The 17,172-nt window shown below is 39.3% G+C and carries 15 protein-coding genes; 10 read left to right on the top strand and 5 right to left on the bottom strand.

Annotation, left to right across the window (positions count from 1 at the left end):
- Window positions 1-100: 100 nt before the first annotated feature.
- Both chlG and NSTC731_RS01620 read left to right on the top strand, forming a co-directional pair.
- Window positions 101-1,147, top strand: coding sequence for a chlorophyll synthase ChlG (chlG, locus tag NSTC731_RS01625; protein ID WP_445629331.1), 1,047 nt, complete (start codon window positions 101-103; stop codon window positions 1,145-1,147).
- 78 nt (window positions 1,148-1,225) lie between these two features.
- Entirely contained in the window at window positions 1,226-1,513 is a 288-nt protein-coding gene (locus tag NSTC731_RS01620; RefSeq protein WP_445629330.1) for a hypothetical protein, read from the top strand.
- A gap of 53 nt (window positions 1,514-1,566) precedes the next feature.
- On the opposite strand, the gene NSTC731_RS01615 is transcribed toward NSTC731_RS01620, so the two are convergent.
- The 4 genes from NSTC731_RS01615 to NSTC731_RS01600 form a co-directional block, all read right to left on the bottom strand.
- Window positions 1,567-2,523, bottom strand: a complete 957-nt coding sequence (locus NSTC731_RS01615) for an MDR/zinc-dependent alcohol dehydrogenase-like family protein (RefSeq protein WP_445629329.1) — start codon at window positions 2,521-2,523, stop codon at window positions 1,567-1,569.
- A 95-nt stretch (window positions 2,524-2,618) separates the two neighbouring features.
- Window positions 2,619-3,191, bottom strand: coding sequence for a hypothetical protein (locus NSTC731_RS01610; RefSeq protein WP_445629328.1), 573 nt, complete (start codon window positions 3,189-3,191; stop codon window positions 2,619-2,621).
- Between the two features lie 225 nt (window positions 3,192-3,416).
- Window positions 3,417-4,223 carry an inositol monophosphatase family protein gene (locus NSTC731_RS01605; protein ID WP_445629327.1) on the bottom strand — a complete coding sequence of 269 codons (807 nt, stop codon included), beginning with the start codon at window positions 4,221-4,223 and terminating at the stop codon, window positions 3,417-3,419.
- Window positions 4,224-4,384: 161 nt separating this feature from the next.
- Entirely contained in the window at window positions 4,385-5,818 is a 1,434-nt protein-coding gene (locus NSTC731_RS01600) for a BCD family MFS transporter (RefSeq protein WP_445629326.1), read from the bottom strand.
- 334 nt (window positions 5,819-6,152) lie between these two features.
- Here NSTC731_RS01600 and NSTC731_RS01595 point away from each other — a divergent pair, with 334 nt between their 5' ends.
- The 8 genes from NSTC731_RS01595 (at window position 6,153) to NSTC731_RS01560 (ending at window position 15,233) form a co-directional block, all read left to right on the top strand.
- A complete protein-coding gene (locus tag NSTC731_RS01595) occupies window positions 6,153-8,117 on the top strand; it encodes a hypothetical protein (protein WP_445629325.1) in 1,965 nt (654 codons plus the stop codon).
- Window positions 8,090-9,598 carry a hypothetical protein gene (locus NSTC731_RS01590; RefSeq protein ID WP_445629324.1) on the top strand — a complete coding sequence of 503 codons (1,509 nt, stop codon included), beginning with the start codon at window positions 8,090-8,092 and terminating at the stop codon, window positions 9,596-9,598. Before NSTC731_RS01595 ends, NSTC731_RS01590 begins: the two co-directional genes overlap by 28 nt.
- Entirely contained in the window at window positions 9,595-11,751 is a 2,157-nt protein-coding gene (locus NSTC731_RS01585; RefSeq protein WP_445629323.1) for a hypothetical protein, read from the top strand. Before NSTC731_RS01590 ends, NSTC731_RS01585 begins: the two co-directional genes overlap by 4 nt.
- Window positions 11,752-12,042: 291 nt before the next feature.
- Window positions 12,043-12,267, top strand: a complete 225-nt coding sequence (locus NSTC731_RS01580) for a hypothetical protein (RefSeq protein WP_289798718.1) — start codon at window positions 12,043-12,045, stop codon at window positions 12,265-12,267.
- Between the two features lie 245 nt (window positions 12,268-12,512).
- Window positions 12,513-12,728 carry a hypothetical protein gene (locus NSTC731_RS01575; RefSeq protein WP_445629322.1) on the top strand — a complete coding sequence of 72 codons (216 nt, stop codon included), beginning with the start codon at window positions 12,513-12,515 and terminating at the stop codon, window positions 12,726-12,728.
- Window positions 12,729-12,797: 69 nt separating this feature from the next.
- Window positions 12,798-13,208, top strand: a complete 411-nt coding sequence (locus tag NSTC731_RS01570; protein ID WP_445629321.1) for a type II toxin-antitoxin system VapC family toxin — start codon at window positions 12,798-12,800, stop codon at window positions 13,206-13,208.
- A 122-nt stretch (window positions 13,209-13,330) separates the two neighbouring features.
- Entirely contained in the window at window positions 13,331-14,278 is a 948-nt protein-coding gene (locus NSTC731_RS01565) for an aldo/keto reductase (protein WP_445629320.1), read from the top strand.
- A gap of 77 nt (window positions 14,279-14,355) precedes the next feature.
- Window positions 14,356-15,233, top strand: a protein-coding gene (locus NSTC731_RS01560) for an IS630 family transposase (protein WP_445626187.1) whose coding sequence is annotated in 2 segments (ribosomal slippage) — window positions 14,356-14,685 and window positions 14,688-15,233 — 876 coding nt in all. Because the reading frame shifts where the segments join, the coding sequence is not laid out codon by codon here.
- 166 nt (window positions 15,234-15,399) lie between these two features.
- On the opposite strand, the gene NSTC731_RS01555 is transcribed toward NSTC731_RS01560, so the two are convergent.
- A complete protein-coding gene (locus NSTC731_RS01555) occupies window positions 15,400-16,929 on the bottom strand; it encodes a DEAD/DEAH box helicase (RefSeq protein WP_445629319.1) in 1,530 nt (509 codons plus the stop codon).
- Between the last annotated feature and the right edge of the window lie 243 nt (window positions 16,930-17,172).

The following is a 17,172-nucleotide window of genomic DNA, read 5'->3' as shown; positions in this document are numbered from 1 at the left end:
AGTTAAGAATGAGGAGTTAGAAATAAGAATAATAATTTATAACTTCTAACTCCTAACTAGCAATTCATAACTTCTAACTTCTAACTCATTAATAAACCTTATGTCAGAATCAACTCCCATTCCCCCAGACCCTAACCCATCTGAAGTAATAGACTCAGTGGCAAATAATTTCAATGAGCAAGCGATCGCATCTGCCGATCGCAGTGCGAAAACTAGGCAGATGTTGGGGATGAAAGGTGCAGCGTCTGGAGAAACTTCGATTTGGAAAATTCGTTTACAGCTCATGAAGCCGATCACCTGGATTCCCCTAATTTGGGGTGTAGTCTGTGGTGCGGCTTCTTCTGGTAACTATACTTGGACGCTGGAAAATGTGTTAAAGGTAGCAGCCTGTATGTTATTGGCTGGGCCATTGATGACAGGTTACACCCAAATCCTTAATGATTACTACGATCGCGAAATCGATGCCATCAATGAACCTTATCGCCCGATTCCCTCTGGAGCAATTCCCTTACCCCAGGTAATTATTCAGATTTGGGTATTACTGATTGCTGGCTATGGTTTGGCATTTGCGCTCGATGTGTGGTCTGGTCATGAATTCCCGACAATTACAGCGATCGCGATTATCGGTTCTTTCATCGCTTATATTTATTCTGCGCCTCCCCTGAAACTCAAGCAAAACGGCTGGTTAGGTAGCTACGCCTTGGGTGCAAGCTACATTACTCTACCTTGGTCTACAGGACACGCTTTATTTGGCGAACTCAATTCCACAATTGTGATCTTGACAATGTTCTACAGCTTGGCTGGATTGGGTATTGCCATTGTCAATGACTTCAAGAGTGTAGAAGGCGATCGCCAGCTAGGATTAAATTCACTACCCGTAATGTTTGGCATCACCACTGCGGCATGGATTTGTGTAGCGACAATTGATATATTTCAAGGATTGATTGCAGCTTATCTCGTTAGCATCCACGAAAATTTGTATGCAGCAATACTAGTACTCTTAATCATTCCGCAAATCACCTTGCAGGATATGTATTTTCTACGCGACCCTGTGAAGAACGATGTTAAGTACCAAGCCAGCGCCCAACCGTTTCTTGTTTTGGGAATGCTGGTAACAGGTTTAGCGCTGGGTCATGCTGGTATTTAATATACTTCTCAGTAGAGTTATGAATTAGGAGTTAGGAGTTAATATACTTCTAGCTGCTAATTTATATCAGGAAATGCTGTGTTAGAACTGATATCTTTTCTCATTCATGGGATTCAACCTTTGTTAGTCCCGATTTGTTTTGTCGTTGCTTGGACTGTAACTGTTCTCGTTGTTTTGAGTCTGTGGACGGCGGCGCGAGATAGCGTGGCTACAGCCAAGCAAATGCATCAAATCCCCTGTACTGGTTGCCAATTCTTTACCGACAATTACCGTCTTAAATGTACTGTACGCCCATCTATTGCCAATACAGAAGAAGCAATCAATTGTTTGGACTATCAACCGAAAACAAATCCTTATCTCTATTAAGGCGATGAGAGAGAATAACTCCTAACTCCTAACCCCTAACTTCTAACTCCTAACTATTGCCCAATTTCTAACAATATCTTTAAAACACCCCGACTCTGAGCGCGTTCAAAAGCTGCAAGCCCTTCAATAAGAGGATAGGTGGCGTGAATCAGGGGTTGTACGTCAACTTTTCCTGTGGCTAGTAGCTGGAGAGCCGGAGTAAAGGGGCCACAACGGGAGCCGATGAGGGTGATTTCATCCACTACTAAGGAAGAAACATCTAGGCTGAGGTTGCCAGCATAAGTACTTTTGAGTACAAGCGTACCACGGGGACGAAGGGCGCGGCGGGCGATCGCAAATCCTTCTGGATTGCCTGTGCATTCTACTGAGATATCGAAATATCTATCTGTAACATTATCAGCTAGACTCGTTTTTATTCCCCGTGCTTCTAAGTTAGCCAGTTTTTCTCGATGACGCCCCACAGCTACGAGTTCACAGCCTGTTAGAGCTAGTGTCTGAGCTACTAATTGCCCTAGTTTGCCATCTCCAACTACTAGCACCCGATGGTTTGGATGCAATGGCACTTGCTGCTGAATTTCCAAAGCTGCTGCTACAGGTTCAGTAAATGTTGCTACTTCTGTCGGCACATTATCGGGTACTAAATGCAGGTTTTCCACCGGCAAACAAAGATATTCACTAAAGGCACCGTTGCGATTGACAATACCCAAAACAGTACGATTTTCGCAATGAGTTGGTTGTCCGCTACGACAAAACCGACAATGCCCACATACAGCATTGATTTCTCCAACTACGCGTTGGTTAACTAAGTGCTCTGGCCCTTGTTCGACAATGCCGACAAATTCATGCCCTAAAATCCCAGTGTAGGGATAGTAGCCTCTAAGTAGTTCCAGATCGGTGTTACAGATACCTGCACGCAAGACGCGTACTAAGGCTTCTCCCTGTGGCGGCTCAGGAACCGGAATATCTGTGCGTAATTGCAACTGCTTATTTTCGAGCCAAAGTCCTTTCATTTCTCTTCACATCCTTTGCCTAATTATATTGTCAATATCACTTTGAAAAATGTTTGCCAATATAGGGGCATACATCCGTAACCCCATACCCACACCTATGTCTCTGTAGAAGGTATTTCTTTAATTTTGGTTACATCAACTTTGCTTAACCAAGTAACTAAATCGTCTGAGCCAAGTGCAATTTCACTTCCCAGGGTTTTGATATAAAGAAGTCCGTCACTGATAATTAAATCTCTAATTGGGTACCATGAATCTCGTGTTCTAATCAGAAGTTCTAACGGAATCCCTAGTCTTGAACTATGCTTGCAATATTTCCACCAGGCTCGCCATAGAATTACACATTTAGTACAATTCATCTGATAGCCTTTGGGAACTTCGCAGTATTGATACTGATAGAAACCCCGACTATCTACTTCTCCTTTCAGGATATAACTATATTCTGCTAATGCCTGATTTATTAATTCCCACTGGGTTGATTTTGGAGAAATCGAGAATTCAGATCGGGTGTTAGATAGTTGAGCAGTGGCAATTACGCCTTCAGATTTTGCTGTCAGTTGGTTGATTTTAAACACTGTTTGCGCTGTCAAAACAGGATTTGACAACAAAACGTCTTTTTTCTGAATAGAGTTTTCTACAAACTCTCGAATTAAATCTAGATTAGACAACATAAAATTTTTATACTAAATTAACCAGTGTGATGACAGCCACAACACTACTTGAATTAATAACTACACTGGTCTGGCGCTGAAATCGGGATTATTACTAGCTTTATTTATACTCAATTCTTTGTTTAACTAGGGTTTTGTTAAGTTTAATATCGGTTATGCTATTTTCCACTAGGCTGGTTAACAAGATCGCTGTTTCCAGTTTAACGAGCTGCAAATTAATGCAAATTAAATTTTTACGGCTTCGAGAAAAGGTTGAAATACCGGAATTAATTCGGGACGACTAACCACAAGGGTGGGAAAAGAGCGATCGCTATAATCTTCTCCCGGTAACAATGGAAACGGCTCTGACTTCAGCGAAGCCCAAACTCCACCAGCAGCTTGGACAATTACCCAAGCTCCCGCTAAGTCCCAAACTTTTGGTGTCGCCTCAATCCCACCGAGAGTAGCCCCAGTAGCAACTGTCAAAAAGTTATAGCTAGCTACACCCAACATCCGAATTTTGCAGGGAAAGCCGTTTTTGATAACTGCGGTGCTGCGGGAACAAAGGTTAAAAAAGTGATTGTTGCTAGGACTATCTATACTAATGTGGATGGGATGGTGGTTGAGAAATGCTCCTGTTGGTGTTGCTAAACCAGATGAACCTGCCCAGAAACCATGAAAAGCTTGATTCAAGGTTGGTGCGTAAATATAACCAAAAATGGGTGTACCTCGATACAGTAAACCCAAAGATATTGTCCAGATGGGAATACCGCGTGTAAAGTTGGTTGTACCGTCTAGAGGGTCAATTACCCAGCACCACTCAGTATCGGGAAATGAGCGTTCGCTCTCTTCGCTCAAAATGCCGTAGCCAAAGAAACTAGAAGCGATCGCATCCCGAATTTCCCGATCTGCCCATTTATCGGCTTGTGTCACCAGACTACCATCAGCTTTTTGGTCAGCCTGTACTTGCCCAAAATCTTGCATTAGCTGCTTACCCACTCTGGTAGTGGTAGTTTGGGCAAAATCAAGAATTGTTGTCCAAAAATCATTCATTGCTTATTAGTCATTTGTCATTTGTCATTGGTCATTTGTCACTTGTACTGAGCGTATCGCTCTCATGGAAAGCTCCGCTAACGCATAGCGTCTCGTAGAGAAGCCGAAATATTGGTCATTTGTCCCATGCCCAATGCCCCATGCCCCATGCCTCATACAGTTTAGTCTAAATCGCTTTCTAAAACTGAAGCGATCGCTTGCTTTGTACTTGTTTGAAATTCTGTGATGTTCACCCGATTCAGAAACCAAATCGATAGCACCATTCCCACGGCTTCTAGAACGAATACCAATCCATAAGCTAACTCTGCGCTAGGTAACAGCTTGCGTCCAATATCCAAAACTGTACCTCCAATGACCACGGCGATTCCTCTAGAGATGGACTGCGCTAATCCCCATGCCCCAATAAACGTACCTGCGGCTTCTGCTGCTGTCAGATCCAACATCAAGCTAATTGCGGCTGTAGTTAAGAAACCTGTGGCTAAACCGAACAAGACCAAACTTAGTTTAAGAACTGCTGCATTAGCTGTGAATCCTGAGATACCTAGCAATATTGCACAGAATGCTACCAACATACAGCCAAAACGTGCAGTTCTGCGTTTACCCAAACGCGGGATAATATAAAAGCCCGTAACGCCGTAAGCAATCAATAGACCTGTTCCATAAAAAATATTTAATTTGGTACTTTCCGCTAGGGGCATTTTAAACACTTGACCCGCATAAGGTTCCAAAATCGGGTCTTGCATAAACAAACTGATAGTCATCACCAATAAAAAGGTGAAGAATATACCTGTTTGTGGGCTAGCTGTCAAGATTTTCCAAGCGTTGTTTAGAGTGATGCTATCTTCTCGGTTCACCAGTGTGGAACGGGTTGAGTATTGAGAGTATTTTTTTTCTACGCCGAATGTGGCGGCGATCGCTAAACCAAATACAATTGCTGGGACAATAGTAAACAATCGGTTGATTACTGGCTGCAAGGTTTCTACAGTTGCTTCTGGCGTTAACTGCTTGAGCAAACTAGCACTAATAATTGCGCCAACAATAATCCCCACCATTAGCATCGACCAAACCACACCGACTACTTTAGAACGGTTATCTTCTTCAGATATATCCACCAACAAAGCAGCAAAGGCAGTACCGCTAGCACAAATTCCTAGACCGTATACAGCGAAAACTAAAGCCAAAAGTGCTGTCCAGCCGATTGTTTGGGTTGTCCATACCCAAGCACCTGCACTATTTCCAGCAAGATTCATCTGCCACATTACTTGTACAGCTAAAAATGCTGCGATCGCAAATATTGCCGCGCCCACCCAAACATAAGCTGTGCGGTGGTTTCCCCATAACGGCTTGGCATCGGAAATCTGGCCAAACCACACACGGGAAGGAGCAACAAATAAAGGTAGTGCTAGAACTACTGAAACCAGCGTCGCCGGAATTGCTATTTCTTGAATCATGACTCTGTTGAGTACGCCCAGAGTCAAAATAGACATCATACTCAACCCCATTTGAAATAAACCCAGCCGGAACATAGTTAGCAGGTTTACTCTTGGCACAGATAGGGATTTTGTTTTGGTATCAAATACTTCACCGCTTGCCATAGCTACTTTTTCGTATGGTTTATAAAATATAGTCTTTCTTTAATTAAGAATAAACTGTTCGATATTCCAAAAAACCGATAATTTTGGCACATCAGTTTTTGGGTTTGGCGGGAGACACCGCAGCATAAGGTACATAAAACTTTTTGTTAATTCAGAGCTTGTTGTGCAACCATAACTAGATTAAATGCGGTTGGGTATTAATAGAGGCTAACTCAGATAGTTGCTTGCTTATCCCTGCCTTTTACCGTTAATACTGATGTTCTCGTTGGCGATTGCTATCTAGATGTAGCATTCACATCTCACTATTTTAAAATTTCTTAAGGTTATCAGGGATATGGAAGATATATTAAACCAATACTGTAAACAAGATAATCCTGGTCTACTTCTCCTGAGTATGCTAACTGGTTCTGGTAAAACCTACAACGTTCTAAAGTTTATACATTCTAATTACAAGGAGTTTGTCAAGCAAGAGAGAAAGATTCTGTTTATTACCAACCTCAAGAAGAACTTACCTACCGACGAACTCAAGAAACTTTTTATCGAAAATGGAGATGAGGAAGATTTTGAGAAATATTTTCTTTTTATTAATTCTAATGTAGATACTGTTATCAATAGGTTACTTGAAATTGATAACCAAATTCCTGAGCAATTTAAAAACGAAATATATTTAGAACTAAAAAAAGATATAGAGTTACTAAAAAATGAACAAGTGCCTAGCAGCTTTAAAGAAAAGATTAAAATAGATATTCGTAAAAATGTTGAGCCTGCATTCCGAGATATTATTCAGAAAACATTGACCAAGAATTTTCAAACAAAAAAAGCTCGGTTTTTGGCTATAAAGAATAATCAAGACTACCAATGGATTGGAGAACTTTATCCTGCCGTATTTACAGATGAGAAAACTATCTTATTTCTTAGTATAGATAAGTTCGTCGCTCAAAATTCAACACTTGTGGAACCATCATATTACTTTTACGAGCGGTTGATTAATGAGTCAGTTATTTTTATTGATGAGTTCGATACTACCAAAGACGCTGTACTCAAAAATATTATTCAGTCTGGATTACGGCATCGGGTGGATCTTATTGATTTATTTTTGAACATTCATAATCATCTGATGCAAACCGAATGTCCTGAAGTACTTGTGCAAGAATCAAAATGGCGAAAGAAAAAATCTTTAGGCAAAAATTGGTTATCTCTACGAGAGCAGATTGAATCATTGCGAGAAAAAGCTAACTATATATTTAATAAATATGAATTACAGCACATCTGTAAATCTCATGAGGAATTTCCAACGAAGGAAAGAAACTTTCTGTTTTATGATTATAAATTTCATAATGTTCTGGCTCGTAATCAACGTGTAGAGATTATTGGAGATATAGATAATCGTACAAATTGGATTAAAGCCTTTGATATTAAACATCAAAAATCAGGTATTGATATACAGGAATTGCTGAGTAGTATTACAGGATATTTATCCTATTTTCAGACAGGAGTTAAATATTTAGCAAATAACTATCGCCGTTTAAAAGAAGAAGATAAAGGCGGTAAGGAAACTTTTCCACTGAAATTAGCTATTCAGACAGTTCTTAATAATTTCCACCTTAAAGAAGTCGAGTTTTTAACCAATAGAATTCTTGAAGATGATTTACCTTATGGCTTGCAACCCTATCAAGGATCAATACAAAGTCATAATTTTTATGATACAGGCTTTCGTTACTACGATATCGTCGATAGTGATGAGCATGATACATTATCAAAAATATATATGTTTAACTTCAGCCGTACACCCGAATCTTTTTTAGCTGGAGTTTGCTCAAAGGCTTTTGTAGTCGGTATTTCAGCTACTGCCGGACTTTATACAAATATTGGCAATTACGATCTAGAGTACTTGAAATCTCGTTTAGGAGATTCATTTATACGTATTAAAGATGATGCGCTTGTTAAACTGAAAAACTTATATAACGAAGCAACTCAAGGCTATGATAAAGTCTCTATAAAAACTCAATTTATTGGGGCAGATTCACAAGAGCAAGCAATCAAACAGCTTGAAGAGCTTTTGAATGATCGAGAAGCAGCCCAGGATTTATGGAATACTCTTCTTCATACCATTACTGATGAGAAGGAGGAAAGTATTAAGTTTGCATTTTGCCGTTATGTCAGAGCTTTAACTGCATGGCAATATTTTTTAGCTCATCCTGATTGTCATGCGTTCCTTTGTCTTTTCAATAAATTACCAAAGCTTCCGATCCAAAATTCGACCTGCATATATTGCATAAATATGCGGAACTTTTATTAGAAAGCTATCAAAATAATATTGATAGTTCTGTAGCTGATACATTATTTGTACTTAGTGGAAATAACTTTGATGCAAACAAGGAAAAACTGATCGATGAGCTAAAAGATAATAAACGCCGATTTATTATTTCTGCATACCAAACCATTGGCGTTGGACAAAATTTACAATTTCCAATTCCTTTTGGGATAGAGCCAATACATATTAATAGCTTTCCCAAACATTCAAATATGGATATTAACGGAATATATTTAGATAACCCTACAAATATTATTGTTAATATATTTGGAAATAATATAAATGAAGATGAGTTTATAAAATATATTTTTCAATTGGAATTTATTCGAGAGAATGGAGATTTTTCGCTAAACCAGTTTAAAAGCAAGTTGGATGAAGCCTTTCACAGATATATAGAAAGATATAAGCCTAGACGAAAAGCTGAAGACTTTAGCAACCCATACAATACAAACGCTTATTCACGCTACTTAAATAAAATCATTATTCAGGCATTAGGTCGAATATGTCGTACCAATATGAAAGCTCCTAAAATTCATATTCTTGCTGACGCTTCAATCCGAAAACATTTAATTGGATTTTCTCTCCCAGAAGATGTAATTCCTATTCGTGAATATACTGCCCTCCTTGAATTGGCAGGTAAATCGACTAACCAATCTGAAGATTTAATAGCAGCACAGAACCGTGCATCTCATAAAAGTAATCAAACTGCTACTTATATACGTCGCCAACTGAATACGCCGTGGACAAATCAGAGTGTTAAAAAGTGGCAAGAATTAAGAGAACAAGTCCTCTATCAACCAGGTATTGCAAAAGAGTCAGAATGCAATATTAATTGGAGTAATATATACCTGCATTTGCTCAACCCAGACAATTCATATTATTTCTCACATGAAAATGACTATGATGATATCGAAGTTTTCTTTACTGATGACTACGGAAAAAGAGAAATTAAAGAAGTAAGCGAACGAACTGCGCGTCTTTTAGAGTTGATGAAAATCGATAGTTTTTATAAATTGTTCACTGATTCTGGCTGGGCAACAACATTTCCTAAATCTAAACTAATGCTCACCCCTCCGATGTTCAACAATATTTATAAAGGTGCATTAGGTGAAGTATGTGGAAAACATATTTTTCAAAACCTCTTAAATATTCCCTTACTAGAACTGAATGTAGATGAATTTGAACTCTTTGACTTTAAAACCGAGCAAAATGTCTATATAGACTTCAAGCTATGGAATGATCGGGTTGCAGTCAAAGCTAATGAAATAATCGAAAAAATCTGTGAAAAAATGAAAATTGTTGAAGCAGAAAAAGTTTTTGTTATCAATATTCTTGGTTCTTCTAACACTCCTTTTATTCCAATTCCATCATTTGACGGAAAAATTATAGAGATTCCCTATCTCTGTAAAAATGATAAGATTGATGATTTTGCACTTAAATTTATTGTGAATGAGTTTTTGAAATGAGCATTCTTACAAATAGACTGAAGGTAAATTTTCATATTGATGCTATTGAAAGAGATTTTGTTTTTATCCGTTTCAAACGAGACAAAAAGGGCAAATGGTGGGGAGCAGAAGAACTGGATCGTATGATAGGCGAAGATTATAAGGCCATGTCGGTTGGTTATGCTCAATATGCCTATGCTATGTTTGATAAAAAATCAAATGATACTTACGCATTACTTCAAAAACTTAGAACCGATCCTAAATTTGCTACTGTATCTGCAATTGAGGTAAAACCCCAGGCTGTTTATACTGGAAATGATGAATGTATATGTGAAGTAACACTTGCCCGCTTATTAATTAACTCTCTAGGCTCATCACGCTCTAGATTTAAACATCTACATTTCTCCAATCTTACGGGAGCATTACTTAAAGTCCCTCCATTAAAAGATAAACTTTATGATGCGATTGGCGTTGCTGAAATCACTATTGATCGTGATGAGAGTCAAACAAACGAATTTTTATTGAAAGTTAGTGTAGTCTCTTATCGAAAAAAGGTTTCTATATTAAAAGAATATAAAGGTACGGCAGAATTAAAAAAAATTCTTAAAAGACCTGAATATGTGTTCCATAGTGGTACAGGAACCTTGAGAAGGTCGCTTCCATCTGACGGTAAAGAGACAGATCCTACAAAGTCTTACATACAATGCGCTAAACAAGGTAAAAAGCTTCATACTAATTTTCTTGAATTTGGAAGTATAGAAAAATTTGAGAAAAGCCGAGCAGGTATTTTATTTCAAGTTTTTAATAGTATTCAAGAATATCTGTCTGAGTACATGAGCTTTGATTTTTCCACTCTTGAAATTGACGACAGCATTGAACTCAAAAACACCATACTTAAAAATCCAAACCAACTTCACTCAAAACTTGATGGTCAGGCAATACATATAGTTGATAGAGTTAATGATGAAAATGCTGCTGACTTAATAATTACACTGAAGGAATATATTCTTCCTTATATCACTGATGAAAAATTAATCACTGTTGGTAAACGAGATAAAGAAAACGCACTAAATTTTAGAATTATACATGATGCTGAATTTTATGAAAAAACAGGGCATAAGGACGAATATCTCCCTTCAACAGATAAAATTCAGAGACAACATCTAACAGTTGAATCCACTACAAATGTCTCTAAACCTATTGTTAAAACAATTGTAAAGGAACAGTTGATAAAACGTGATATTAGTTCTCGAACATTAAACTTGTTTGATTGGGCTAAACTTCAACTAAAAGGAATTTGGACTTTTGCTGCTTGGGATGACGATACAGATCAAGTAATTTTTATGGAAATTAAACCAAATGGTAATTTTCAATTTTACGAAATAGATGGTCAAGATATATTTAACTGGCAAAAGTTTGAGCAATATAGAAAGTTCATGACAGATGGTAGCTCAGGAGATAAAATCGAGACACTGGAAGGTCTTGTTATTTCTGATACTGGTGATATAAATCAGATATTTATAACCGATGAAATTAGTATTCCTGAATTATCTAAAATTGAAAATATTTTAAAGGAAGTCGAAACTAAACTTCCCGAAAATAAGCAAAATGGAGAAGAGCTAGCTGATATAGTTGAAGAATTTTTACAAGAACCATCTGCATCTGACCTTGATGTTGAAAAATTGAAATCATTCTCATCGGAACTTAGAAAAATCGGTAGCCAAACTATATCAAAAGTAGATTTTAAGTCTTTAATCGCACAGTATTTGGGAACAAAAAGGAAGACAGAAGATAAGGAGATTGATGTTGGTAGTACAAGTGAGGCTACTCGTTTTAGAGATTACCTTCTAGATAAATATCAAATTCGATTAAAGTTACCCCAGGATAACCAGAGCAAAGAAGATTTATTTGACGCTTCTCTCAACATAAAATATTTTGGTGAAACCGAAAAAGAGGCCTATTACTTTGTTGGAGAACGAAGAGAAAAGGTAAAATTTTATTTCAAGGATGCCTGTCATCTCCGTAAAATAGTGGCGGTGGATGACTCAAAACTGATATTTAGACAAATTCTCCCCACTATGGATGTTGATTTTGTTCGTACAGGACAAAGTACCGTAATCCCTTTCCCTTTTAAGTATATTAGGGAGTATAAAAATTTTGGCGTTGCTAAATGACTGTATAAATCAGTATTAATCAACTGCAACAACTATTAGTTTGACGCATTATACTTATGTTTTATTAGACTCCAATACACGGAGAAACAGTATTTAAATAAACCCAATAGTAATACTGGCTAGAGTTATGCTATTGTTCTGTAACTTTATTTGACGCAATCAAGCCACATAAAATATCAATATAAAATTGTGGTTTTAACTACGCTATTCAATTGAATTAGTAAGATAAACTTGCCGTGTATATGTCCTCAAAATACTTAGCTTCATCTAGTAACCAAAAAGGCATAAGCAATGAGCAAAGAAGTAGTCAAAGTAATATTATGGGAAGAAAATCAAAAAGATTTTCTTAAAAAGTTCTACGATCTCCAATTTACTCCCAGAGTAGGAGAGGAAGTTTACTTAAAAAAGGAGAGATGGAAAGTAACCAGAGTTGAGCATGATTTGGAAATTAGCGAGATTAATGTCTACATGGAATTAATCAAAAAAGCCAAGCAGGAGAAATCATCTAATTCATAAATAAAATTAAATACACTTAAGTATTATAAAAGGGGGGTTATTTGCCTCCCTCAATTCTTAAGTCGCTATGCAACTAGTTATTAAATGGGAGCACAAAGTTAAAAAGAAAGGTGATGCTGTTCGTTAAATTTAGCAGCGTAACAGCTTACTGTTGTTACTGAAATAGAATTTTGAGAGGTTGGCGATCGCACCCCAGCAAGTACAATGAGGGTACAACACTAGTTGTACCTCCAAAGGCTAATAAAATGAAACGAACACTTTATATTCCTGATGAATTGTGGACACAACTTGACCAATACTTAAAAGATCATCCAGACCAAAATCCATCTAGTGTTGTACAGGCAGCACTGGCGGAAAAGTTACGCCCCAAAAATGGTTCAAGGCTACTATCGCTGGCAGGAATTGTAGAAAATGCTCCTACAGATGCTTCAGTTAATGAAGACTATTTGATACAAGGATGAAGCTAAAGAGCAATCTCAAGCTTTAGAACCTACAGATGCTTTAGTTAATGAAGACTATTTGATACAAGGATGAAGCGTCTCGTTTTGGATGCAGGCCCCCTGATTGCCTTAGTTTCTGTCCGAGATGGCTACCATCAGGAATGCAAAGCGGGTTTTAGTAAGTTACCAGCATTGTTTGGTGAGGTTCTAACCCCTCTACCCGTGCTGTTTGAAGTTTACAAGTTTGTACTGCGAGAACAATCGAGCCGTGCTGCAATGACTGCACTAAGGGTCATTAGTGAGAACACAGTGATTGTACCAGTGAGCATGGAAATGTTTCAGGAGATTTACAACGTGGTTCGCCAGATACCAGACTGGCAAGGAAGTTTAGAGGATGCCTCTGTTGTAGCGGTAGCTCAACTTTATGGCGCTAGTGTTTGGACGTTGGATTATAGAGATTTGAGTTGGTTTAAGAATCTGGAATTGTGGACACCACGATAGTTACACAGGTCAGTTGAAACATTTTCAGCTTGAGCTATGGTGTTCAATGCCCCATACCCAATTTTGTCTGTAACGATAGACTATAAAAGTAAAGAAATGTAAATAAACTAAATTTTGCAACCGTGGAAAACATCACATTGGGGCAAAATGGCCCAGTTGTTACACCCTTGTGCATCGGCACTTGGGCTTGGGGTGATAAACTATTTTGGAATTATGGCGATCGCTATGGCCCAGAACAGTTACAAGAAGCCTTTACCGCAGCCTTAGAAGCTGGTATCACCTTCTTTGATACTGCCGAAGTCTACGGAATGGGAAAGAGTGAGAAATTTTTGGGACAATTTCTGCAACAGACACAACAGCCTGTACAAATCGCCACAAAATTTGGCCCCCTACCGTGGCGATTTACAGCCCAATCCGTCTCTGATGCTTTAACAGAAAGCCTCAAACGGCTACAACTTGAGCGAATCGCCTTGTATCAAGTGCATTGGCCTTTTGCCTTCTTTTTAAGTCAAGAAACTTTGATGAATGCCTTAGCGGATGAAGTGAAGCGAGGCAGAATTGCCGCAGTTGGCGTGAGTAATTACTCAGCAGAGCAAATGCGAGACGTGCATCAAATATTGGCGGCTCGTGGAGTGCCTTTGGCTGTGAACCAAGTACGCTATTCTTTACTCAGTCGCCAAGTTGAAAGCAAAGGTATTATCGCAACTGCGCGTGAGTTGGGTGTAACTATTTTGGCTTATAGTCCTTTAGCTCAGGGATTACTTACAGGCAAGTACAGTATTGATAGTACTGAAACCCCCACTGGTGCAAGAAAAATAGACCCGCGATTTAAGAAAGAAGGTCTGCAAAAAATTGCCCCAGTTATATCTTTGCTACGTAACTTTGGGGAAAAATACGATCGCACTCCTGCCCAAGTTGCTCTCAACTGGTTAATTGCTCAGGGGAATGTTATTCCCATTGCTGGGGTAAAGACAGCCGAACAGGTACGGCAGAATGCTGGTGCTTTAGGCTGGAGATTGAACGAGGATGAAATTAGAGAGTTAGAACAAGTTAGTCGTCCTTGGCTGTAGTATTTTTAAACTATAGCAACGGACAAGACTGTTAGGACGTAAACTGAGAAGGTAAAAGAGAAAATTAAATACAGTCGATGCCAAAACCCTACAGTTATGATTTAAGACAAAAAGTAATCAATGCGATCGTATTAGATGGCATGACCAAAACTGAGGCGGCGCAAGTATTCCAAATCAGTCGCAACACCATAAATCTATGGCTACAAAGGCAGGCGGAAACTGGAGACTACCAGCCTAAGCCGACTCGTCCCCAGAAAACAAACGCCAAAATTATAGATTGGGAGGAGTTTAGTCAGTTTGCTCAAATGCACGGGGACAAGACACAAGTGCAAATGGCACAGCTATGGTCAGGTCAGATCAGTCCGAGGACGATTTCACGAGGGTTGAAAAAAATAGGTTGGTCTCGAAAAAAAAGTCTTATGGATACCGAGAACGAGATCAGGCTAAACGTGCCATTTTTATCCAGCAATTAGATTTAATTCCAGAGTCACAACGAGTGTATATAGATGAATCAGGAATGGATGCACGGGATGATTACGGTTATGGCTGGTGTCAACGAGGTCAAAGGTTTGAAGCACTCAAGTCAGGACGCAGAACGGGTCGGGTCAATATGATTGCTGCCTACTGCCAACAACAGTTGATGGCACCATTTACTGTGGAAGGAGCTTGTAATCGAATAGTTTTTGAAACTTGGGTTTCCACTTGCTTAATTCCTGTACTCCAACCAGGACAAGTGATTATTCTTGATAATGCCACCTTTCATCATGGCGGACGTATTGCCCAATTGATTGAGCAGGCAGGTTGTCAGTTATTATATTTGCCGCCTTATTCTCCAGACCTCAACCGCATTGAAAAGTGTTGGGCTTGGCTTAAATGTCGTATTCGCCACATCTTATCCTCTTGTTCTGATTTACGACCAGCTATGGAATCTGTTCTCAAATCTGCTGTGTCCTAACTCTACTGGCAACAGCTATATCTAAAAAAGCCAAAAAGTCAAGAGTGCAAAGTCAAAATCTTAACTCTTGACTTTTAACTCTCAACTCTCAACTTTGCAAATTGATTTGGATTTTGGATTAAAAGAAAAGTCTAAAATCCAAAATTGATTAACTTCTAACTTTTGACTAAGAAGCTGATTCCCTAGCTGTAGGTGAACCTATCTTTTTACTAGGAGATGCAGAAGAATCCTGTCCACTTGTCCGTAGTTTGGGCTTGGGAGAAGAATGTCTTTCTTCACCATTACTGTTATCTGATTTCCAAGCAGCACGGGGGCGATCGCTAGAAGATTCACGACGCTTACTGAGTCTTGGTTTGGGAGTTGAGCTTTCTTCTTGGGGAATTTCCACGTCTGAACTCAACCAAGCCGGACGAGTTTGATCGTAAGCAATTTGCAGTGCAGCTGCGGCGATCGCTTGAGCATCGTATTCTTCAATCAGTTCGCTGACAATTGGCAAGAATGAAGCTAAACGCTCACCCATCAAAGCTTCCCGCACCTGTTCTTGCAATTTCAGAATGTGCCGCGCTTCAATTTGTGCGCGTGTAGGAATGGACAGCAATTGCCAACTTTGGCGATTATGACGTTCAAATGTTTGCTGTTTACGCCGCTCAAATGGTTGTACTAAAGAAATTGCTGTTCCTTCTTTACCAGCACGACCAGTACGACCAATGCGGTGAACGTAAGTTTCTACGCTATCGGGTAAGTCGTAGTTGATCACATGGGAAAGTTGATCGACATCTAACCCTCGTGCTGCAATATCAGTTGCTACCACCCAGCGAACTTGACGGTTACGGAATCGGCTTAATAAACGTTCCCGCGCTTGTTGGGATAAGTCACCGTGGTATTCATCAACACTGTGACCAGCTGCTTGTAACTGACTGGTGAGTTCTGCGGCTGTGCGTCTGGTGCGGACAAAGATTAAAGCTGTTTCTGGATCTTCCATTTCCAGAATCGGCTGTAAAGCTTTGGCTTTTGTCCAGTGGCGAGGGATCAGGTAAGCTACCTGATTAATTTTGTTGGGAGCGGCTTTTGGTTGCTCAACGGTGACAGTCGCCGGCGATCGTAAGAATTTGTTTACCAACATCCGAATTGATGGTGGCATTGTTGCCGAGAATAAAGCTGTTTGGCGTTCTACGGGTGCTTGTGAGAGGATTTTGATTACATCGTCGATAAAGCCCATACTCAACATTTCATCGGCTTCATCCAACACAAACCACTTGACTTGATCGAGCTTTAAACAGCCGCGATCGAGCAAATCGATCACCCGTCCGGGAGTACCCACGACCATGTGAACGCCACGTTTGAGTTGCAGCATTTGACGGTCAATTGATTGACCACCGTAGATTGCTAACACCCGCAATCCTTCATTGCCGATGAATTGGGCGATCGCATCGTGAACTTGCATCGCTAATTCACGAGTTGGTGTTAAAACTATGGCTTGCACGGCTCTTTGATTAATATCTAGCCGTTCTAAAATTGGTAGTGAAAATGCTGCCGTTTTACCTGTTCCAGTTTGAGATTGACCTACCACATCACGACCGGCTAGCAATTGGGGAATTGCTTGCACTTGAATGTTGGTTGGTTCGGTAAAACCGATTTTTTCTAGTTGTTCGACACGTTCTTGGGAAATGCCTAATTCTTGAAATGAAAGAGTCATTAATTCGTCCTAAATTTTATGTAAGGATTTTTGGATTAGTCATTTAGTCATTAGTTATTAGTCATTAGTCATTAGTCATTAGTCATTAAGTTATTGGCTAGTTAGTAAGCCTTGGGCGATAGCAAAGCCTCAACTTTTGGAGAAGCTATGCCCATGAGTGAGTCCCCGAATTTCAGGTAAACCCTCATGAAAACTGCGATTAATGCAGCGTCGATATTGGGATAAGGGTGAATCTGTAAGGGT

It is taken from the genome of Nostoc sp. DSM 114167 (genome assembly GCF_052692655.1).
This window is presented reverse-complemented; position numbering and strand designations above follow the sequence as displayed.